Source organism: Pseudomonas moorei, from assembly GCF_042846945.1.
GTDB classification, from domain to species: domain Bacteria; phylum Pseudomonadota; class Gammaproteobacteria; order Pseudomonadales; family Pseudomonadaceae; genus Aquipseudomonas; species Aquipseudomonas moorei.
Window position 1 is genome coordinate 1688661 of record NZ_AP035776.1, and the last position, 21803, is coordinate 1710463.

At 61.8% G+C, this 21803-nt stretch carries 18 protein-coding genes; 17 read left to right on the forward strand and 1 reads right to left on the reverse strand.

Annotated elements, in window-relative coordinates; all coding sequences use genetic code 11:
• The first annotated feature begins 212 nt into the window (after window positions 1–212).
• The 15 genes from gltB to gspM all read left to right on the forward strand — a co-directional run bounded on the left by gltB (window position 213) and on the right by gspM (window position 18673).
• Window positions 213–4658, forward strand: coding sequence for a glutamate synthase large subunit (gene gltB, locus ACGJAX_RS07965; RefSeq protein WP_090328247.1), 4446 nt, complete (start codon window positions 213–215; stop codon window positions 4656–4658).
• 33 nt (window positions 4659–4691) lie between these two features.
• Window positions 4692–6110, forward strand: a complete 1419-nt coding sequence (locus ACGJAX_RS07970) for an FAD-dependent oxidoreductase (RefSeq protein WP_090328250.1) — start codon at window positions 4692–4694, stop codon at window positions 6108–6110.
• A gap of 246 nt (window positions 6111–6356) precedes the next feature.
• Window positions 6357–7424 (forward strand): uroporphyrinogen decarboxylase, encoded by a 1068-nt coding sequence (hemE, locus tag ACGJAX_RS07975; protein ID WP_090328253.1) that lies wholly within the window; start codon window positions 6357–6359, stop codon window positions 7422–7424.
• A gap of 294 nt (window positions 7425–7718) precedes the next feature.
• The gene (gene gbpA, locus ACGJAX_RS07980; protein ID WP_390958262.1) at window positions 7719–9185 is read left to right on the forward strand and encodes an N-acetylglucosamine-binding protein GbpA; all 1467 of its coding nucleotides are present in this window, start codon (window positions 7719–7721) and stop codon (window positions 9183–9185) included.
• A gap of 96 nt (window positions 9186–9281) precedes the next feature.
• The gene (locus tag ACGJAX_RS07985) at window positions 9282–9812 is read left to right on the forward strand and encodes a type II secretion system protein N (protein ID WP_390958264.1); all 531 of its coding nucleotides are present in this window, start codon (window positions 9282–9284) and stop codon (window positions 9810–9812) included.
• A gap of 8 nt (window positions 9813–9820) precedes the next feature.
• On the forward strand, window positions 9821–11746 hold the full coding sequence (gspD, locus tag ACGJAX_RS07990) for a type II secretion system secretin GspD (RefSeq protein WP_390958266.1): 1926 nt from the start codon (window positions 9821–9823) through the stop codon (window positions 11744–11746).
• Window positions 11743–13224, forward strand: a complete 1482-nt coding sequence (gene gspE, locus ACGJAX_RS07995; RefSeq protein WP_390958268.1) for a type II secretion system ATPase GspE — start codon at window positions 11743–11745, stop codon at window positions 13222–13224. Before gspD ends, gspE begins: the two co-directional genes overlap by 4 nt.
• Window positions 13225–13227: 3 nt before the next feature.
• On the forward strand, window positions 13228–14436 hold the full coding sequence (gene gspF, locus ACGJAX_RS08000; RefSeq protein ID WP_390958270.1) for a type II secretion system inner membrane protein GspF: 1209 nt from the start codon (window positions 13228–13230) through the stop codon (window positions 14434–14436).
• Between the two features lie 56 nt (window positions 14437–14492).
• Window positions 14493–14888 carry a type II secretion system major pseudopilin GspG gene (gene gspG, locus ACGJAX_RS08005; RefSeq protein WP_247257874.1) on the forward strand — a complete coding sequence of 132 codons (396 nt, stop codon included), beginning with the start codon at window positions 14493–14495 and terminating at the stop codon, window positions 14886–14888.
• Between the two features lie 3 nt (window positions 14889–14891).
• Complete coding sequence (gene gspH, locus ACGJAX_RS08010; protein WP_390958272.1) at window positions 14892–15359, forward strand: type II secretion system minor pseudopilin GspH; 468 nt, start codon at window positions 14892–14894, stop codon at window positions 15357–15359.
• Window positions 15352–15735, forward strand: coding sequence for a type II secretion system minor pseudopilin GspI (gene gspI, locus ACGJAX_RS08015; protein ID WP_390958274.1), 384 nt, complete (start codon window positions 15352–15354; stop codon window positions 15733–15735). Before gspH ends, gspI begins: the two co-directional genes overlap by 8 nt.
• Complete coding sequence (gspJ, locus tag ACGJAX_RS08020; RefSeq protein WP_390958276.1) at window positions 15728–16270, forward strand: type II secretion system minor pseudopilin GspJ; 543 nt, start codon at window positions 15728–15730, stop codon at window positions 16268–16270. Before gspI ends, gspJ begins: the two co-directional genes overlap by 8 nt.
• On the forward strand, window positions 16267–17115 hold the full coding sequence (locus tag ACGJAX_RS08025) for a type II secretion system protein GspK (RefSeq protein ID WP_390958278.1): 849 nt from the start codon (window positions 16267–16269) through the stop codon (window positions 17113–17115). Before gspJ ends, ACGJAX_RS08025 begins: the two co-directional genes overlap by 4 nt.
• Window positions 17112–18218 carry a type II secretion system protein GspL gene (gspL, locus tag ACGJAX_RS08030; protein WP_390958281.1) on the forward strand — a complete coding sequence of 369 codons (1107 nt, stop codon included), beginning with the start codon at window positions 17112–17114 and terminating at the stop codon, window positions 18216–18218. Before ACGJAX_RS08025 ends, gspL begins: the two co-directional genes overlap by 4 nt.
• Entirely contained in the window at window positions 18215–18673 is a 459-nt protein-coding gene (gene gspM / locus ACGJAX_RS08035) for a type II secretion system protein GspM (RefSeq protein WP_390958283.1), read from the forward strand. Before gspL ends, gspM begins: the two co-directional genes overlap by 4 nt.
• Here the strand turns inward: gspM and ACGJAX_RS08040 are convergent.
• The gene (locus ACGJAX_RS08040; RefSeq protein ID WP_390958285.1) at window positions 18666–19946 is read right to left on the reverse strand and encodes an MFS transporter; all 1281 of its coding nucleotides are present in this window, start codon (window positions 19944–19946) and stop codon (window positions 18666–18668) included. The two genes, gspM and ACGJAX_RS08040, sit on opposite strands and share 8 nt — an antisense overlap.
• 119 nt (window positions 19947–20065) lie before the next feature.
• Between ACGJAX_RS08040 and ACGJAX_RS08045 the strand changes: the two genes are divergently transcribed.
• Complete coding sequence (locus ACGJAX_RS08045) at window positions 20066–20968, forward strand: LysR family transcriptional regulator (protein WP_090328284.1); 903 nt, start codon at window positions 20066–20068, stop codon at window positions 20966–20968.
• Window positions 20969–21453: 485 nt separating this feature from the next.
• Complete coding sequence (locus ACGJAX_RS08050; RefSeq protein WP_247257848.1) at window positions 21454–21717, forward strand: DUF6124 family protein; 264 nt, start codon at window positions 21454–21456, stop codon at window positions 21715–21717.
• Window positions 21718–21803 lie beyond the last annotated feature (86 nt).

Sequence of the window (21803 nt, forward strand, 5' to 3'; positions counted from 1 at the left end):
TTTTGACTAGCACAGCAGATCGCTTTAAACCTTTCACAAATGCGACATGGATTTGCGACATTTCGTCGTCAAATTTGTGAGGCTAAGTGTCGGTGTGTACAATGACCTCCCTTTTGCCCCCGCAAAGCCGGCGCACGTTCGGCGTGGATGGTAAGTGGTTGAATTGAAAAGAAATTTGCCTCGACAAGAGGCAGCCTGGTGAGAAAGTGTCTATGAAAGCAGGTCTGTACCAACCAGATGAATTCAAGGATAACTGCGGTTTCGGCCTGATAGCCCACATGCAGGGCGAGCCCAGTCATACCCTATTGCAAACGGCCATCGAGGCCCTGACCTGCATGACCCACCGCGGTGGGATTAATGCCGACGGCAAGACCGGTGACGGTTGCGGTCTGCTGATTCAAAAGCCGGACGTGTTCCTGCGAGCCATCGCCCAGGAAACGTTCGGCGTCGACCTGCCCAAGCAATATGCCGTGGGCATGGTCTTCTTCAACCAGGACCCGGTCAAAGCCGAAGCCGCTCGCGAGAACATGAACCGCGAGATCCTGGCCGCCGGCCTGCAGCTGGTCGGCTGGCGCAAAGTGCCGATCGACACCAGCGTCCTCGGCCGCCTGGCCCTTGAGCGTCTGCCGCAGATCGAGCAGGTGTTCATCGGCGGTGAAGGCCTGAGCGACCAGGACATGGCCGTCAAGCTGTTCACCTCCCGTCGTCGCTCGTCCGTGGCCAACGCCGCCGACGTCGATCACTACGTCTGCAGCTTTTCCCACAAGACCATCATTTATAAAGGCCTGATGATGCCGGCGGACTTGACCGCCTTCTATCCGGACCTGAGCGATGAGCGCCTGCAAACCTCGATTTGCGTGTTCCACCAGCGCTTCTCCACCAACACCCTGCCGAAATGGCCGCTGGCCCAACCGTTCCGCTTCCTGGCGCACAACGGCGAGATCAACACCATCACCGGCAACCGCAACTGGGCCGTGGCCCGTCGCACCAAGTTCACCAACGATCTGATGGACCTGGAAGAACTCGGCCCGCTGGTCAACCGCGTTGGTTCCGACTCCTCCAGCATGGACAACATGCTCGAACTGATGGTCACCGGTGGCATCGACCTGTTCCGTGGCGTGCGGATGATCATTCCGCCAGCGTGGCAGAACGTCGAGACCATGGACCCGGATCTGCGTGCATTCTACGAATACAACTCGATGCACATGGAGCCGTGGGACGGCCCGGCCGGCGTGGTCATGACCGATGGTCGCTACGCGGTGTGCCTGCTCGACCGTAACGGTCTGCGTCCGGCGCGCTGGGTCACCACCAAGAACGGCTTCATCACCCTGGCCTCGGAAATCGGCGTCTGGAACTACCAGCCTGAAGACGTGATCGCCAAGGGCCGTGTGGGCCCAGGCCAGATCTTTGCCGTGGACACCGAAACCGGTCAGATCCTCGACACCGATGCCATCGACAACCGCCTGAAGTCTCGTCATCCGTACAAGCAATGGCTGCGCAAGAACGCCCTGCGCATCCAGGCGACCATGGAAGACAACGACCACGGTTCGGCGTTCTACGACGTCGATCAGCTCAAGCAATACATGAAGATGTACCAGGTCACGTTCGAAGAGCGCGACCAGGTGCTGCGTCCGCTCGGCGAGCAAGGCTACGAAGCCGTGGGCTCCATGGGCGACGATACGCCGATGGCCGTGCTGTCCCAGCGCGTGCGCACGCCGTACGACTATTTCCGCCAGCAGTTCGCGCAGGTGACCAACCCGCCGATCGACCCGCTGCGTGAAGCCATCGTCATGTCGCTGGAAATCTGCCTCGGTGCCGAGCGCAACATTTTCCAGGAGTCGCCGGAACACGCCTCGCGCGTGATCCTCAGCTCGCCGGTCATTTCCCCGGCCAAGTGGCGCTCGCTGATGAACCTCGATCGTCCGGGCTTCGAGCGCGCGATCATCGATCTGAACTACGACGAAAGCGTCGGCCTCGAAGCGGCGATCCGCAACGTTGCCGATCAGGCTGAAGAAGCCGTGCGCGCCGGTCGTACCCAGGTCGTGCTGAGTGACCGTCACATCGCCCCGGGCAAGCTGCCGATCCACGCTTCCCTGGCCACTGGCGCGGTGCACCATCGCCTGACCGAAAAAGGCCTGCGTTGCGACTCCAACATCCTGGTGGAAACCGCGACCGCCCGTGACCCGCATCACTTCGCCGTGTTGATCGGTTTCGGTGCCTCTGCCGTTTATCCGTTCCTGGCTTATGAAGTGCTGGGTGACTTGATCCGTACCGGTGAAGTGCTGGGCGACCTCTACGAGGTGTTCAAGAACTACCGCAAAGGCATCACCAAGGGCCTGCTCAAGATCCTGTCGAAGATGGGTATCTCGACCATCACGTCGTACCGTGGTGCGCAGTTGTTCGAAGCCATCGGCCTGTCCGAGGAAGTCTGCAACCTGAGCTTCCGTGGCGTGCCAAGCCGCATCAAGGGTGCGCGTTTCGTCGATATCGAAGCCGAGCAGAAGGCCCTGGCCACCGAAGCCTGGAGCCCGCGCAAGCCGATCCAGCAAGGCGGCCTGCTGAAGTTCGTCCACGGTGGCGAATATCACGCCTACAACCCGGACGTGGTCAACACCCTGCAAGCCGCCGTGCAGCAGGGCGACTACAGCAAGTTCAAGGAATACACGTCGCTGGTGGACAACCGTCCGGTGTCGATGATCCGCGACCTGCTGAAAGTCAAAACCCTCGACAAGCCGCTGGACATCAGCGAAATCGAACCGCTGGAATCGGTGCTCAAGCGCTTCGACTCCGCGGGTATCTCGCTGGGTGCCCTGTCGCCGGAGGCTCACGAAGCCCTGGCCGAAGCCATGAACCGCCTTGGTGCGCGTTCCAACTCCGGCGAAGGCGGCGAAGACCCGGCGCGCTACGGCACCATCAAGAGCTCGAAAATCAAGCAGGTCGCCACTGGCCGTTTTGGTGTGACCCCGGAATACCTGGTCAATGCCGAAGTGCTGCAGATCAAGGTTGCCCAGGGCGCCAAGCCGGGCGAGGGCGGTCAACTGCCGGGCGGCAAGGTCAACGGTCTGATCGCCAAGCTGCGTTATGCAGTGCCGGGCGTGACCCTGATTTCGCCGCCGCCGCACCACGACATCTACTCGATCGAAGACTTGTCGCAGCTGATTTTCGACCTCAAACAAGTCAACCCGAAGGCGCTGGTTTCGGTGAAGCTGGTGGCTGAAGCGGGCGTCGGCACCATCGCCGCCGGTGTGGCCAAGGCCTACGCGGACTTGATCACCATCTCCGGCTACGACGGCGGTACCGGTGCATCGCCGCTGACCTCGATCAAATACGCGGGCGCCCCGTGGGAACTCGGCCTGGCCGAAACCCACCAGACCCTGCGCGGCAACGACCTGCGCGGCAAAGTCCGGGTACAGACCGATGGCGGCCTGAAAACCGGCCTCGACGTGATCAAGGCGGCCATCCTCGGCGCTGAAAGCTTCGGCTTCGGCACCGCGCCGATGATCGCCCTGGGCTGCAAATACCTGCGCATCTGCCACCTGAACAACTGCGCCACCGGCGTTGCGACCCAGAACGAGAAGCTGCGCAAGGATCACTACATCGGCACCGTCGACATGGTGGTCAACTTCTTCACCTACGTCGCCGAAGAAACCCGTGAGTGGCTGGCCAAACTGGGTGTGCGCTCCCTCGAAGAGCTGATCGGCCGTACCGATCTGCTGGAAATCATCGAAGGGCAGACCGCCAAGCAGCATCACCTGGACCTGACCCCGTTGCTCGGCAGCGATCACGTGCCGGCTGACAAGCCTCAGTTCTGTGGCGTTGACCGTAACCCGCCGTTCGACAAGGGCCTGCTGGCCGAGAAAATGGTCGACATGGCCACCTCGGCGATCAACGACCTGAGCGGCGCCGAGTTCGCCCTGGATATCTGCAACTGCGACCGTTCCATCGGCGCGCGGATCTCCGGTGAAATCGCCCGCAAGCACGGCAACCAGGGCATGGCCAATGCACCGATCACGTTCCGTTTCAAAGGGACTGCCGGTCAGAGCTTCGGCGTGTGGAACGCCGGCGGCCTGAACATGTACCTGGAAGGCGATGCCAACGACTACGTCGGCAAAGGCATGACCGGTGGCAAGCTGGTCATCGTTCCGCCGAAGGGCAGCGTCTACAAGACCCAGGACAGTGCCATCATCGGCAACACCTGCCTGTACGGCGCCACCGGCGGCAAGCTGTTCGCCGCCGGCACCGCGGGTGAGCGTTTCGCCGTGCGTAACTCCGGTGCCCACACCGTCGTGGAAGGCACTGGCGATCACTGCTGCGAGTACATGACCGGTGGTTTCGTCTGTGTACTGGGCAAGACCGGTTACAACTTCGGCTCTGGCATGACCGGTGGTTTCGCCTACGTGCTCGACCAGGACAACACCTTCGTTGACCGGGTCAACCACGAACTGGTGGAAATCCAGCGGATCAGCGGCGAGGCGATGGAAGCCTACCGCAGCCACCTGCAGCGCGTGCTGAACGAGTACGTCGAGGAAACCGACAGCGAGTGGGGTCGTGAACTCGCCGAAAACCTCGACGATTACGTGCGCCGTTTCTGGTTGGTCAAGCCCAAGGCTGCCTCCCTGAAATCGTTGCTTTCCAGCACCCGTGCCAACCCGCAGTGATATGCGCCTGAAGAGTTTGATGAGGTTTTAACAATGGCTGAACGTCTGAATAATGACTTCCAGTTCATCGAGGTCGGGCGCAAGGATCCGAAGAAGAAACTGTTGCGTCAACGCAAGAAAGAGTTCGTGGAAATCTACGAACCGTTCAAACCCCAGCAGTCGGCCGACCAGGCCCACCGCTGCCTGGGTTGCGGCAACCCGTATTGCGAATGGAAGTGCCCGGTGCACAACTTCATTCCCAACTGGCTGAAACTGGTGGCCGAGGGCAACATCCTCCAGGCCGCCGAGCTGTCGCACCAGACCAACACCCTGCCGGAAGTTTGCGGCCGGGTGTGCCCGCAGGATCGTCTGTGCGAGGGTGCCTGCACCCTCAACGACGGCTTCGGCGCGGTGACCATCGGTTCGGTGGAGAAGTACATCACCGACACCGCGTTCGCCATGGGTTGGCGCCCGGACATGTCCAAGGTCAAGCCGACCGGCAAGCGTGTCGCGATCATCGGTGCGGGCCCGGCGGGCCTGGGTTGTGCCGACGTGCTGGTGCGCGGTGGCGTGACCCCGGTGGTGTTCGACAAGAACCCGGAAATCGGCGGTCTGCTGACCTTCGGTATCCCCGAGTTCAAGCTGGAAAAGACCGTGCTGAGCAATCGCCGCGAAGTGTTCACCGGCATGGGCATCCAGTTCCGCCTCAACACCGAGGTGGGCAAGGACATCACCATGGAGCAACTGCTCGAAGAATACGATGCGGTCTTCATGGGCATGGGCACCTACACCTACATGAAGGGCGGCTTTGCCGGTGAGGACCTGCCGGGCGTGTATGACGCGCTGGACTTCCTGATCGCCAACGTCAACCGCAACCTGGGCTTTGAAAAGTCGCCGGAAGATTTCGTCGACATGAAGGGCAAGAAGGTCGTGGTACTGGGCGGTGGTGACACGGCGATGGACTGCAACCGTACGTCGATCCGCCAGGGCGCCAAGTCGGTGACCTGTGCCTATCGTCGTGACGAAGCGAACATGCCGGGCTCGCGCAAAGAGGTGAAGAACGCCAAGGAAGAAGGGGTGAAATTCCTCTACAACCGCCAGCCGATCGCCATCGTCGGCGAAGACAAGGTCGAAGGCGTGAAAGTGGTCGAGACCCGTCTCGGCGAACCGGACGCCCGTGGCCGTCGCAGCCCTGAGCCGATCCCGGGCTCCGAAGAGATCATCCCGGCCGATGCCGTGGTCATCGCCTTCGGTTTCCGTCCGAGCCCGGCGCCGTGGTTCGAACAGTTCAGCATCCAGACCGACAGCCAGGGCCGCGTAGTGGCCCCGGAACAAGGCCAGTACAAACACCAGACCAGCAACCCGAAGATCTTCGCCGGTGGCGATATGGTCCGCGGTTCCGACCTGGTGGTGACGGCGATCTTCGAAGGCCGCACTGCGGCTGAAGGGATCCTGGATTACCTGGGCGTCTAAGCTGCGTTAGACACAGCACTGCAATACCTGTGGGAGCTGGCTTGCCAGCGATAGCATCACCTCGGTCTACCTGACAAACCGAAGTGTCTGCATCGCCGGCAAGCCAGCTCCCACAGTGTTTTGTGCTGCTGCAAAGCCTGCATTTCATTGCGACAAATTGACCCGATAGACAAAAGGCTGACCTGCATCCGTGCCTTTTGCGCCCGGCTCTGAGAAAATGCCCGCACTTTTTTTCCGGATGCCGACATGACTGCCCTGAAGAACGACCGTTTCCTTCGCGCCCTGCTCAAGCAACCCGTAGACGTCACGCCCGTGTGGATGATGCGTCAGGCCGGTCGCTACCTGCCGGAGTACCGCGCCAGCCGTGCCAAGGCCGGCGATTTCATGAGCCTGTGCATGAACCCGTCGTTCGCTTGCGAAGTCACGATGCAACCGCTCGATCGTTATCCACAACTGGATGCGGCGATCCTCTTTTCCGACATCCTGACCATCCCCGATGCCATGGGCCAAGGCCTGTACTTCGAAACCGGCGAAGGTCCGCGCTTCAAGAAAGTCGTCAGCACCCTGGCCGACATCGAAGCCCTGCCGATTCCCGATCCGCAGAAAGACCTGGGCTACGTGATGGACGCGGTCAGCACCATCCGCCGCGAACTGAACGGCCGTGTGCCGCTGATCGGTTTCTCCGGCAGCCCATGGACCCTGGCGACTTACATGGTCGAAGGCGGCTCGTCGAAAGACTTCCGCAAGACCAAAGCCATGCTCTACGACAACCCGCAAGCCATGCACCTGCTGCTGGACAAGCTGGCGCAGTCGGTCACCAGCTACCTCAACGGCCAGATCATGGCCGGTGCGCAAGCGGTGCAGATCTTCGACACCTGGGGCGGCAACCTGTCGGCGGCGGCCTATCAGGAATTCTCCCTGGCCTACATGCGCAAAATCGTCAGCGGCCTGATCCGCGAGCACGAAGGTCGCAAGGTGCCGGTGATCCTGTTCACCAAGAACGGTGGCCTGTGGCTGGAAAGCATTGCCGATGCCGGCGCCGATGCATTGGGCCTGGACTGGACCTGCGACATCGGCAACGCCCGTGAGCGTGTCGGCAGCAAAGTCGCACTGCAGGGCAACATGGACCCGACCGTGCTCTACGCCAAGCCAGAGGCGATCCGCGCCGAAGTCGGGCGCATTCTCGCAAGCTATGGCAAGGGCAGTGGTCACGTGTTCAACCTCGGTCATGGCATCACGCCGGAAGTCGACCCGGAACACGCGGGTGCCTTCCTGCGCGCGGTGCATGAGTTGTCGGCGCAGTATCACGAGTAACTGATTCTGCAATGATCAGAAGCCTGTCCGGCCTGGTGCCGGACAGGCTTTTTTTATGTCTTTCAACTTTGCGTTTAGTGAGGGGGCGTTTCTTGTAAGAGCTTTTTCATTCTTTGTCGGACAGAGGCTTATAGAGACTGATCCTGCGTTAAGCAGCGATTTTCCCTACATAGCAAACGAATTTATCCAAGTAAGGTTTCGGACCCTTGCCCAGCCCCTCGCTGAGCAATGTCGCAAAAATCGGCGCCTGTTCTGCGCGTCTTGATCTTCGATAAGTAGTCTGGAATTCATTTGATGAAAAATACGTCTTATAAGGGAAGTGCGTTGGCTGCCTGCACCTCCTCAATGATCCTGTTATCGGCAATGTTGGCGTCTCAAAGTGCCTCCGCTCACGGCTATCTGGAAGTACCGCCTTCCCGTGCACTGGCTTGCCAGAAAGGCTTGAACACCAACTGTGGCGGTGCGCAATACGAGCCACAAAGTGTTGGCGAAACCTTCAAGGGCTTCCCGGCCGGTGTCGGCGGTGCTCCTTTGCAGGGCCCCGTCGACGGCAAGATCGCGAGTGGCGGTCACTCGCTGTTCTCTGCCATGGACGCTCAGTCCGCCACGCGTTGGCACCTGACGGAAATCAAGGATCGCAACATCGATTTCCAATGGCATTACACGGCCGTACACCCGGCCACCAAGCACGAGTACTTCATTACCCGCAACAACTGGAACCCGAACGAAGCGCTGAAACGCGCCACCTTCGAAAGCACGCCGTTCTGCACCATCGACGGCGGCAATCAGAAGCCGTCAAACACCGACAAGCACAATTGCAACATCCCCGCCGACAAAACCGGCCACCACGTGATTCTGGCGATCTGGACCGTCGGTGACACCGATGCGGCGTTCTACAACGCAGCGGACGTGAACATCATTGCCGAGGCCGAGTTGCCGGGCGGCTGGTCTTCCGTGGGCAGCATCGCGCCTTCGACCTCATTGCTGGCGGGTGACAAGGTCAAGGCCCGTGCCTTCTCCGCCAACGGCGAGAGCTCGAACTACAGCGTTGAAATCTCTATCGATAACGCCGAAGAAGGTTCGCCAAACAATTGGTCGTTCAAGCTGGCCGAGGCTATCAACAAGGCTCACACACAGGTCCGGGCTGGCGTTCGCGATGAAAACGGCGCGATTGAGCCGGTCAAGGGCAACAACAGCCTGTATGCGCAGAAAGAAAGCGGCGTCATCCGCTACGAAGTGCAGCTGGACATGAGGGAAGACACTGCCGCGCGCATGTCGGTGGCGTCACAGCAGGCGGAATACGTACTGGACAAAGGCCAGGCCAAGGTCGAGTTCAGCATGATTTCCAACCGCAAGATGAACGTCGAGGCGACCCTGCACGACGAGCACAACAAGCTGGTCGGCTCCACTTCGGCACAGGTCGACAGCGGTTCGACATCGCTGACCCTGGATGTGCGCAGCAACCCGGGCAAACACACCCTGACACTGGTGGGCACCACCCTGGATGGCCGGACCACTCGCCAGGACACCCAGTCCACCCAGCTGACCGGTGAAGGCGCCGGTGCCGACTATGACTTCGTGTTCCCGGAAGGCATCAGCGGCTACACCGCCGGCACCAAAGTGCTGCAGCCAAAGACCAACGAAGTCTTTGAATGCAAGCCGTTCCCGGAGTCGGGCTACTGCAAGCAATTCAGCCCGTCCGCCAACGGCTATGAGCCTGGCGTAGGTGCGCACTGGCACATGGCGTGGAACAAGCTCTAAGTCCCGCCGCCGTACTTCAGGCGACCTCCTGAGGGTCGTCTGAAGGCTCACTCTTCCGTTGGAAAATCAAGTGAACCAGTCGTGACGTTTTCACTGATGACGGTTACCCGTTTCGGCTGGCGCCTGCGCAACGTTGGCCTATTGCTTTTGCCGGTGGGCTACGCCGTGTTTCTGGCATGGCAGGAGTGGCGCTTTCGTGAACTCTTCGCTCGGCCACCCCTGACAGTGACCACCATAACGCCAGCACCCGCCACCCTCGGTCATGCTCTCGATGCCACCGCTGTGGCCACCGTGCTCGGCTTGACGACCCAAACCGCGCTGCTCGCCAGTGCCGAACCGCTGACCCTGCAGGCCAGCTTCGTCGTCAGCAGTGGCCTGTCCCGTGCCTTGCTGGCCGATGCCCAAGGCTCGCGCATGTATCAAGTGGGCGATCGCTTGCCCGGTGGCAGTGTTCTGCGCCGCGTCGAGGCCAATCAAGTGGTGTTGTGGAACAAGGGGCGCGAGGAGCGGTTGATGCTGCAACCACCTGCCGCGCGATTGCTGCGCCCATTCGAATCGTCCGTCGATGCACAGCCTTCCGTTATTTCTACGCGTTATCTACGCCCGATTGCCGGGCCGTCAGAGTGATCAAGCCCATGAACAGCTTCACTGGCGCGCAAGCCTTGCGTTCCATGTTTCTCGTTGTCGCTTTGGCGACGGCGCCTCTTGCCGGTGCACTTCAGGCCGCGGAAGAAAAGTGGCAGTTGGCGATGAACAACGCCGAGCTGCGCGACATTGTCGAAGAAATCTCATCCATTCTCGGCACCACCGTGGTTCTGGACCCCAGGGTTTCCGGGCGTATCACGGTGATGTCCCGGCAGGCCCTCGACCGTGAGGGCGTTCGCCGGTTGTTCTACTCGGTGTTGGACGCCCACAACTTCACGGTGATCGACGAGGGCGACCGGATCCTCATCACGCCGGTGACCGAGGCCAGGACCCGCGCCAGCGGCTCGGCAAAAAATGCCACGGCTTCGCAATTCGTCACCCGGGTCATCGAGCTGAACACCAGCAGCGCCAACGATATTGCCGGCCTGGTCCGGCCCCTGGTGTCGGTCAACGGCTATGTCGGCCCTTCGGCATCGACCAATGCGCTGGTGATCACGGACACGACCGCCAATGTGCACCGAATTGTCGAAGTGGTGCGGCAACTGGATGCCGGAAAGAACAGCCTGCATGCGGTGGTTCAACTGCGTCATGCCCTGGCCAGCGACGTGGCTCCGGTCATGGAGGCCTCTCTGGGCAAGCGGACTGTCGATATGCCGATCCAGGTGCTGGCCGATAGCCGAACCAATCGCCTGATACTCATTGGCCCGACCGCCGTTCGCCAACGCCTGGCCGATCTGGCGCGCCGTCTCGACATTCCGGCCACCGAGCTGCCTGACAACGCCCGGGTGATCCGCCTGCGCCACAGCGACGCCAGGCAGCTGGCAGAAATTCTGGAAACCCTGGGCCAGGGCCGCAAAGCCGCGCCGACCCTGAGCGGCAGCAAAGAAACGGCCTCCGGTGCGACGTTCATGATCAAGGCCGATGAAAGCCAGAACGCGCTGGTGTTGATCGCCGAGCCGGCGCAGGTCAGGACCATCGAAAGCATCGTGCGTCAGTTGGATCAACCACGGGCACAGGTGCTGATCCACGCGGCCATCGTCGAAATCTCCGGCGACATCGCCGAAGCCGTGGGTGTGCAGTGGGGTTTGAATACCGGTGATGCCAAAGGCTTCATCAACTTCCCCGGCACCGACATTCCCATTGTCAGCGGCCTGACGTTCGACGAGAAAAAATCAGCGCCCGAAGGTGCGCTATTGCGTCTGGGAAGCGACCGTTTCGGCGCATTGATTTCCGCGCTGGCCAGCAACACCCGCAGCAACCTGCTGTCCACGCCGAGCCTGTTGACGCTGGACAACCAGGAAGCGGAAATCATCGTCGGCCAGAACGTGCCGTTCAAAACCGGTTCCTACGCCACCAACAGCAGCGGCGCGGATAACCCGTTCACCACGGTCGAACGCAAGGACGTGGGCATCAGCCTGAAGATCAAGCCGTACATCAATGAAGGCTCGACCTTGCGCCTGGAAGTCGAGCAGGAAGTCTCCGACATCGCGCCCTCGGTATCGGGCATCGACTCTTCGGACCTGATCACCAACAAACGAGCGCTCAAGAGCACCATCCTGGCCGACGACGGCGAAATCATCGTGATAGGCGGCCTGATCCGCGACAGCGTGCGCACACAGAAAAGCGGTGTGCCGCTGCTGCGCGACATTCCCTACCTCGGCGCACTGTTTCGCTGGAACCGGGAAACCCAGACCAAAAGCAACCTGATGGTGTTCTTGCGACCGACCATCGTGCGCAGCAAGGAAGACCTGGTTGAAGTCAGCCGGCAGCGTTACAACGCGCTGCATGACTTGAGTCAGCGTGGGGCGCAGGGCAACAACTCGTTGCTGTTGCCGGCCGATGCGCGTCAGTTGTTCGAACCGGTTTCCGACGCGCCGCTGTTCGATCTGCGCAAGCCTGCGACGAGTACGCCATGACCGGCGTGAGCGATGATTTCCAGCCGCTGCCGTTCGGTTTCGCCCGGCGTTTCGGCGTCTTGCTGGAGCGCGACGGTGACGAGTGGGGGCTGGCGCTGCGTGCCGATACGCCACTCACCGCGCTGGCCGAAGCGCAGCGGCTATGCGCTCGGGAACTGCCGCTGCGACTGTTGCCACCGCCAGTATTTGCCGAACGTCTGGCGGCGGCGTACCGCGAAGGCCAGAGCGCGGCGGAACAGGTCGCCCAAGGACTGGATGACGACCTGGACTTGCTCAGCCTGGTGGATCAGGTGCCGCAAACCGCCGATTTGCTGGAGCAGCAGGGCGATGCGCCGATCATTCGCCTGATCAACGCGCTGCTCAGCGAAGCCGTACGCGAAAAGGCCTCGGATGTGCACCTGGAAACCTTCGAGCAGTACCTGTCGGTGCGCATGCGCGTCGACGGGCAATTGCGCGAAATGCTCCGGCCACGGCGTGAACTGGCGACCCTGCTGGTGTCGCGGATCAAGGTCATGGCGCGGCTGGATATCGCTGAAAAGCGCGTGCCCCAGGATGGCCGCATGGCCCTGCGGCTGGCCGGGCATGAAGTGGATGTGCGGGTCTCGACCCTGCCATCGGCGCACGGTGAGCGAGTGGTATTGCGCCTGCTCGACAAACAGGCCGGGCGCCTCGAATTGCCGCGCCTGGGCATGCCGGACAGTACGCTGGCGGCCCTGCGCGAACTGCTCGGCAAACCCCATGGCATCCTGCTGGTCACCGGGCCCACCGGTTCCGGCAAAACCACCAGTCTGTACGCGGCGTTGAGCAGCCTGAACGACCAGACGCGCAACATCCTCACCGTCGAAGACCCCATCGAATATCACCTGCCGGGCGTCGGCCAGATGCCGGTCAATCCGAAGGTGGACATGACCTTCGCCCGCGGTTTGCGGGCGATCCTGCGCCAGGACCCGGACGTGGTGATGGTCGGCGAAATCCGTGATCGCGAGACGGCGCAAATCGCCGTGCAAGCCTCGCTCACCGGTCATCTCGTGCTCTCGACATTGCACACCAACAGCGCGGTCGGCGCGGTCACGCGGCTGGTGGACATGGGCGTCGACGCCTACCTGCTGGCGTCTTCGTTGGTGGGCATTCTGGCCCAACGCCTGCTGCGCGCCTTGTGTCCGCATTGCAAGACGCCTTACCGCGCAGATGCAGCGACCCGCCGGCGGCTGGGGTATGACGCGACGGCGCCCTTGCAGTTATTCCGGGCCGTGGGCTGTGAACAGTGCCAGCACGGCTATCGCGGGCGCATCGGCATCTACGAATTGATCAGTGTGACGCCAGCCATTTCTGCGCTGATTCATCAGGGGGGCAGCGAGCAGGCATTGCTCGGCGAGGCGCGCAAGGCGTCGCTCAGTCTGTTTCAGGACGGTCGGCAACGGGTGATCGACGGCCTGACCAGCCTCGACGAGTTACTGCGTGTGACTCGGGAGGACTAAGGCATGCCGACTTTCGATTACCGCGCCGACGACGCCCAGGGCCGCCCTTGCAAGGGGCGGCTGGAGGCTGACAGCCCTCGACATGCCCGGCAGTTGTTACGCGAGCGCGGCTTGTGGCCCCGTGATGTGAGTGAAATCCGGGTCGCTGGGGGCACGAAGTCGTCCCTTGGCAGCGGCCGCTTGAGTGCCGCCGACCTGGCATTGCTGACGCTGCAACTCTCTACGTTGGTCCAGGCGGGTCTGCCGCTGGAGGAAGCCCTCGATGCGGTGGCCAAACAAAGTGCCAAGCGTCGGGTGGCGGGGCTGTTATCGGCCGTCAGAAGTCGAGTGATGGAGGGGCATGCGCTGGCCACGGCGTTGGCTCAATTTCCCAAGGCCTTCCCCGAACTGTTCCGCGCCACGGTCGCCGCAGGTGAGCGCTCCGGTCATCTGGGCCATGTGCTGGAGCAACTGGCCGCGTACACCCAGGCCCGCCAGGCCTCGCGGCAAAAGATCCAGATGGCCTTGGTCTACCCGGCGATTCTGATGCTGGCCAGCGTGCTGATCGTCGGTTTTCTGCTCGGTTACGTGGTGCCGGACGTGGTGAAGATTTTTGTCGACAGCGGTCAGGCATTGCCGTGGCTGACCCGAGCGCTGATCAGCGCCAGTGACGGACTGCGCAGCCACGGCCTGACGTTGCTCGGCGTGATCGCGATGGTGGTTGGTTTCTGGCGTTGGAGCCTGCGTCAGCCGACCTGGCAGCTGCGTTGGCATCGCCTGATGCTGAACCTGCCGGTGATCGGCGAAGTGTTGCGGGCAATGGAAGCCGCGCGGTTCGCCAGCACCCTGGCCATCCTCGGTAAAAGTGCAGTGCCGCTGGTCGACGCCCTGGAAATCGCCGCCGCCGTCATCGGCAACCTGACCATTCGCGCACGCATGGCCGACGTGGCCCGCTCGGTCCGCGAAGGCGGGACCCTGACCCGTGGCCTGGAACTGAGCGGCGACATCCCGCCGATGATGCTGCACATGATCGCCAGTGGCGAACGGGCCGGCGAACTCGACCGCATGCTGGCCCGCGCCGCCGAACAACAGGAAAGCAGCCTGGCAGCGCGTATCGCCCTGGTGGTGAGCCTGTTCGAACCCGCCATGCTCGTGCTGATGGGCGGCGTCGTGCTGCTCATCGTGCTGGCCATCCTGCTTCCGATTCTCAGCCTCAACCAATTGGTGAATTGACCTTGAACGCCCTACATCGCAGAACCTTCCAGCGCGGTTTTACCCTGATCGAAATCATGGTGGTGGTGGTCATCATCGGCATTCTCGGGGCCATCGTGGTGCCGCAGTTCATGAGCCGCCCCGATCAAGCCAAGGTCACCGCCGCCAAAGTCGATATCCAGGCCATTGCCACCGCCCTGGAAATGTATCGCCTCGACAATTTCCACTACCCCTCGACCCAGCAAGGGCTGGAAGCCTTGGTCAAGCGTCCGTCCGGGCAGCCGGCCGCGCGGAACTGGAACCCTCAGGGCTACCTGAAAAGTCTGCCTGTCGATCCCTGGAGCACGCCCTATCAGTACCTCAACCCCGGTGTGAAATCGGCCAATGGCGGCTATGACCTGTACTCCCTGGGTTCCGACGGCGTGGTCGGTGGCGAAGGGCATGCGGCTGACATCGGCAACTGGGGTGAGTGAGCCATGCCACGTCGCTGTCGGGGGTTTACCTTGCTGGAATTGATGATCGTGATCGTATTGATCGGCGTGCTGGTGGGCATGGTGAGTTTCGCTACCGGCATGAACCCGGCGCGTCAGGCCAGGCAGGAAGCGGATGCGCTCGCGGGCCTGATTCGACAGCTACGCCAACAGGCGGTGCTCGAAAGCCAGGAACACGGTGTGCGCCTGAGTGCCGATGGCTATCGGGCGATGCGGCTCGGCGTGCGCGGCTGGGAGCCGGTGTCGGCCTTTTATCGTTGGCCCGACAATCTGCGCCTGCGCCTGAAACACGACGGTTATTCCGTGAGCCTCGGCGCCGACGAAGGTCCCCCGCAATTGCTGATGCTCAGCAGCGATGAAACCAGCACCTTCACCCTGACGTTCGAGACCAGGGGCAGGGCCTGGTTGAGCCTGTCCAGCGACGGTATCAGTGAGGTGGTGATCGATGGCTAGGCCGTCGATCATGCCTCGCATGGACGGATTCACCCTGCTGGAAATCATGGTGGCCCTGGCGATATTCGCCACCCTGGCAACGGCCGTTCTGTCGGCTGGTCAGTACGTCGTGAAGCAGGCTGCGGTGGTCGAAGAGCGCCTGTTGGCGGCCTGGGTGGCGGACAACGCTTTGGCCGAATGGCGCCTGCAATCGACGCCGGCCATTGGGCCGCTGCAACGGCTTGTGCGCATGGATGGTCGTGACTGGGTCGTCCGTCAGCGCGCCCGCGCCGGCAGCGACCCGCGTCTGTTGGAAGTCGATATCGAGATCAGCCTTGCCGGTCGCGAGCAAGTGCTGCACCGCGCCAGTGGCTGGATACCCAATCGCCATGAATAAGCAGGCCGGGTTCACCTTGCTGGAGTTGGTGATCGTCTTGGCGATCTTCGCCCTGTTGGGGCTGGCCAGCTGGACGCTGTTCGATGGGGTAGTGCGCGTTCAGCGCAGCACCATGGCCCATGAAGCTGAATTCAGGAGCCTGCAACGCGCCGTGGCGGTGATCGAGCGCGATCTGCTGCACGTCACCGAACACCCGATCAGGCTTGAGCAAACGCAGCTGCAAGTGCAGCGCGGCAACTGGCGCAACCCGCTGGATCAAGCGCGCAGCGAACGACAAGCGCTGACCTATCGCCTCGAAAACACAGCGCTATGGCGCGACAGCCAAGGCGAGGGCACGCCGATCGTGCAACGGCAAAAACTGCTCGATGATGTCCGGCACTTGAGCTGGCGCCTGTTTGATCGCCAGGCCGGTTGGCGCAGCGATTGGCCGACCGGCCAGGCGGTCGATGCGCCGCTGGCGCTGGAACTGCAACTGTCGACAGGGCGCTTCGAGTCGATCCGCCGGGTGCTGTTGCTGCCGGGGGCCTGGCCATGAGGGCGAAGCAGCGTGGTGTGGCCTTGATCAGTGTCTTGCTGGTCATGAGTCTGGCCCTGTTGATCATCGGCGGGGTGCTGCGCAGCCATCGGCTGTTGCTGCAAAGCAGCGCTCAGCAGCTGCAGCAGATGCACTTGAAGCAACTCGCCCTGGCCAACGAAACCTGGACGTTGCTGCGGTTGCAGGACGCCGGGCAAACCTCAGAGACCACGGTCGACCTGACTCAGGATTGGGCAACGGTCCGTGGTTACGAGATTGAAGACACCCACGTACGGGTGGCGGTCGAGGACCTGGCCGGGCGTTTCAACGTCAATGCCCTGTTGATTCAGGGCCAGATTGATCAGGTCACGCTCAATCGCTGGCATCGCTTGCTGGAGATGCTCGAATTGCCTGCATTGCCATTGGAGCAAGTGGGCGCGTTGCGAGAAGTGAGTCAACTGCGCCTGCTGCCGGGTATCGACGGTGAACGGTTGCGTCGGCTGGAACCTTGGATCGCCACCTTGCCCAAAGAAGCCGCGCTGAATATCAATACGGCCCCGGAAATAGTCTTGCGCTCAATCGATGGCCTCGACGCGGCAACGGTAACCGCATTGCTGCGTCAGCGCTCGACAACGCCTTGGCCGAGCGTTCAGGCCTTCACCCAAGACCCGATGCTTGAAGGTTTGGGCTTGAGCAGCCACGGCCTGGGCATCGATAGCCGCTGGTACCGGATCACGGTCCAGGTAACCCAAGGGCAAAGCCGTTTGCGCCTGGCCACCGACGTCGAACGCGATCCCAAAACACGCCAACTGAAGATCTTGCAACGGCGTGTGCTGCCGTCGAATACCCACGAGATAATCCCATGAAAACCTGGCTCTACTTGACGGCCGAAGGCCTGGCCGCGCCGTCGCTCGACTGGCCCTGTTGTGTCTGGTCGTCGACCGGCCAACGCCAACTCCAGCCGTTGAACCAGGCCGCGCAGGCGCTCCAGGAGCAGGCGGTCGACTTGTTGTTACCCATGGAACTCTGCAGTTGGGTGCGCAGCGAGCCCTGGCCCGCCAGGCGTCGACCCGCTGCACAAGCCATCGCCTTCGCCGTTGAGGAGCAACTGGGGGAACCGCTGGAAAAACTGCACCTGAGCGTCGGCGCTCGCGACCCGCAAGGGAGTTATCCGGTAATGGTGATCGACCGCGAACGCTTCGCCGCCGTGCTTCAGCTGTTGAAGGAGGCGGGCATTGAAGTGCGTTCAGTCTTCGTCGATGCCGACCGGTTGCCCCAGGACCAGGCGCTCGGCGTCTGGTGGTTCGGCCGCTGGATGCTCGGTGGCGGTTTGCCCGCTCGTCTGACGTTGACGGAGGATGGGCTGACACTGCTTAAACCGGGGTTGCCCATCGATATTGAGTGGCATGACGAGCGGCAGGAGATGGGCGATGCGGATCAATGGCTGACCCTGGCGTCGCCACAGGCCATCAATCTGCTGCACGGTGATTTTGCCCGGCAACGCAAACGTCTGCCCTGGCGTCTCGGCGGGTTGGCCATGGCACTGTTGTTGGCGCTGAACTGGGGGGCCAGTGAAGCGCGAATCCACTTTCTCGAAAGCCAGGGCCGTGAACTTTACAGTCGTAACGAACAGCAGTTCAAGGCGCTTTATTCGCAGCAGACACGCATCGTCGACCTGGCGGCCCAGCTCGGCGCCCTGCAAAACCAGGGTACGGCGCCAGAGGTCAGCCGTATCGCCGGCCTGGTCAAACTGGTCGAACACGTCATTGGCGCCAGTCCGGTCGACGTCCAGCGCATCGAGTTTCGCCAGGGCGACGGCTGGAAAATCCAGCTGACCGCCAACAGCTTTGCCGAACTGGAGTTGTTGCGCGAGCGGGGGCGGCAACAAGGAACGCCCATACGGATCGACAACGCGAGCAAGGACCAAAACCGGGTGCAGGCGACGCTGACGGTGGAGCAAGAGGCATGAAACCCAGCGAGTTCAAAGCGGCGACGTTGCAACGCTGGCAGCGTCTGTCCATTCGAGAGCAGCGACTGCTGGGGGGACTGAGTGTGTTTGTCCTGAGTGTCGCGGCGTTCAGTCTGGTCTGGCAGCCGACGCAACAACGACTGATAACGGCCGAGCGTCAGTATCAACAGCAACTGGCGCTGGCGGCCCGACTGCAACAGGCGCAACCGCGCAGCCATGTACCCGGCCCGGTCGATCAGCCCCTGTCGTTGCGCATCAGCGAAAGCGCGGCCACGGCGGGGCTTGAGTTGCAGCAGATGAACAGCGACAACGACCTGCTGCGCCTGACCGTCAGCGGCGACGCCATGACATTGCTGCCATGGCTGGACGGCATCGAACGTGACGGTATTGCGCTGCAATCGCTGACCCTGGAAAAGCGTGACGCGGTGCTCGAGGCGCGGCTGGTGCTCAGATAGTCGCGCCGGCGCCCGGCAACGGCGGCAACTTCGCCAGTTTCAGCGCCACCAGCAGCGCTACCACCAACAAACCGCCGATGAACAAACCGATGCCGTTCCAGCCGCCCAGGTGCCAGAACACCCCGCCCGCCGTGCCGGCAATGCTCGACCCGGCGTAGTAGCTGAACAGGTACAGCGACGAGGCCTGGCCCTTGGCCAGGGTGGCGCGGCGGCCGATCCAGCTGCTGGCCACCGAGTGGGCGCCGAAGAAGCCGAAGGTGAACACCAGCATGCCGAAGATCACCAGCGGCAGCGCTGTGAACATCGTCAGGGCAAGGCCGGCGAGCATCAGCACGATGGTGCTCCAGAGCACTTTGCGGCGGCCGAGTTTGTCGGCCAGCGAGCCGATTTTCGCCGAACTGTAGATACCCGACAGGTACACCACCGACAGCAGCCCGACGAAGGCCTGCTCCATGTGGTACGGCTCGGCCAGCAGGCGATAGCCGATGTAGTTGAACAGCGTGACGAACGCGCCCATCAACACGAAGGCTTCGAGAAACAGCAGCGGTAGGCCAGCGTCGCGAAAGTGCATGGTGAAGCCGTCAAGCAGGCTGCGCGGGTGCAACGAGCGGGCGCGGAAGTTGCGTGATTCCGGGAGGATTCTCCAGAACACCGCCGCTGCGATCAGCGCCAGGCCACCGATCACCAGCATGGCCGTGTGCCAACTGACGAAATCGATCAACACCCCGGTAATCAGTCGCCCGCTCATCCCGCCGATGGCGTTGCCGCCGATGTACAGGCCCATCGCCAGGCCGATGTGTTGCGGGTGAATTTCTTCGCTCAGGTAGGTCATGGCCACCGCCGCCAGACCGCTCAGCGACAAGCCAATCAGCGCACGCATCAGCAGCACACCGTGCCAGCTGGGCATCATCGAACTGGCGATGGTGCACAGAGCGGCGGCAAACAATGCCGCGACCATCACCGGTTTGCGCCCCACACGGTCGGAGATCGGACCGGTGATCAGCAGGCCGATGGCGAGCATGCCGGTGGCCACTGACAGGATCAGGCTGCTCTGTGCGGCGTTGATCGAATATTCGTGGGACAACAGCGGCATCATCGGCTGCACGCAGTACAGCAGGGCAAAGGTCGCGAAGCCGCCGCAGAACAACGCCAGCACCGTGCGCATGAACGCCGGCGTGCCTTTTTCGATGTAGATCTCCTTGAGTTCAGCGACGACATCGTCCTGTACGGCAGGTGGAACTTCATGGGCAAGTGGGGCGACAGCAGTTTTCACGTTGGACCTCGGAGGGGCGCAGCCGGTCAGGCAATGAAAAAAGCATATAGCTGGCTAATGATTCAATCCAATATATTGTTCGACCTGTTTGATAGCTTCTACGACCTAATGGGAATTTCATGGAATTGCGTCATCTGCGCTACTTCATCGCCGTCGCCGAAGAACTGCACTTCGGCCGCGCCGCACAGGTGCTGGGCATCTCGCAACCACCGCTGAGCCAGCAGATTCAGGCACTGGAGCAGGAGGTCGGGGCGCGATTGTTCGAACGTACCAATCGTCGGGTCGAGCTGAGCGAGGCCGGTCGGCTGTTTCTCGAAGAGGCGCGGCTGGTGCTGGCCCAGGTCGACAAAGCGGCGGATGTCGCCCGACGGGCCCAGCTCGGTGAGTTGGGTGAATTGAAAATCGGTTTCACCTCGTCTGCACCGTTCAACTCGACCATTCCCCAGGCGATTTTCTCGTTTCGCCAGCGTTTCCCGGCAGTGCACCTGAACCTGCGGGAAATGAGCAGCACCCAAGTGGCCGATGCGCTGGTGGACGAATCGATCGAGGTCGGCATCATGCGGCCATTGGGCCTGCCGGATTGCCTGAGTGTGGTAGAGCTGATGCGCGAACCGCTGGTGGCGGTGCTCAGCGCCAAGCACCCGTTGGTCAAGGACAGTGAAGAAGGCTTGTTCCTGTCGGCCCTTGCCCTGGAGCCTTTCGTGTTTTTCCCGCGCAGCTACGGCAGTGGTCTGTACGCACAACTCCTCAGCCTGGCCCGCGACGCCGGTTTCAGCCCGCACTTCGCCCAGGAGGCCGGCGAGGCGATGACCATCATCGGCTTGGTGGCGGCGGGGCTCGGTGTCTCGGTGTTGCCGGCGTCCTACCAGCGGATGCGCATAGATGGCGTGGTCTACCGACCTTTGCTCGACCCGGCGGCGGTGTCGGCGGTGTGGCTGGTGCAGCGCAAGGATCAGAAATCGCCGATGGCGAGGGCGTTTGTGGAGTTGTTGACGAGGAAGGTTGAGCCGTTGAAGCCGTGACGGTGTGAACACAATATTCCCTGTAGGAGCGAGCTTGCTCGCGATGGACTAAAGAACACCGCGTGCATCCAGGAAGCACGTGTCATCGTTAAGGACCATCGCGAGCAAGCTCGCTCCTACACATCAGAGTTTTCGCCGCTGCCCGTGGGACATTTCTGAACTACCCAGGATAGGCTACAGCGCCTTGCGACGTTGCCTGCAACTACTCCAGAATCCGCCGGCTTGTGCGCTTCGTGGGCTATCGCTAACTTGATCCGCGTCACTGATGGTCAGTGATCGGGTTTAGTAGCCCGTACCTCGACTAAGCGCATTTGCGCTCCTGATAGGCAGGTATGTCCGTACCTGCCCTTGACGGTAGCTGTGCGCAGGGCGCCATTTGGCGCGCCGGCTTCGTCGTGGTCCGGTCTACTAACCTGCGTACAGCTGCCACCCTTTTGAAGAGTCGCGATGAGGTGTCGGCCCGATCTGCTACAGGACGCTCAATCATGACCGATTCAGAACACTCACCGGACACCGATCCGCATGCGCCACGCCGGCCGAGCAGCATCTTCCTCATCGACCCCGATATCGACAACCACACCCTGCTGGAACACGCCTGTGTGTCCCTGGCATCCGCCAACGTGATGGCCATGGATTTCGCCAGGTACCTGAAGGGGTCGCAGAGCGACACCCTGGTGGGGATCCAGCAATTGATCATGCTGGGCGAGCTGGCGGTGAACCGGGTGCTGGATAAACTCGATCCACCCTGAACATGCGGGGACACGAAAACCTTTGTGGGAGCGAGCCTGCTCGCGATAACAGCATTACAGTCAGCGTTCATGGTGACTGATCCACC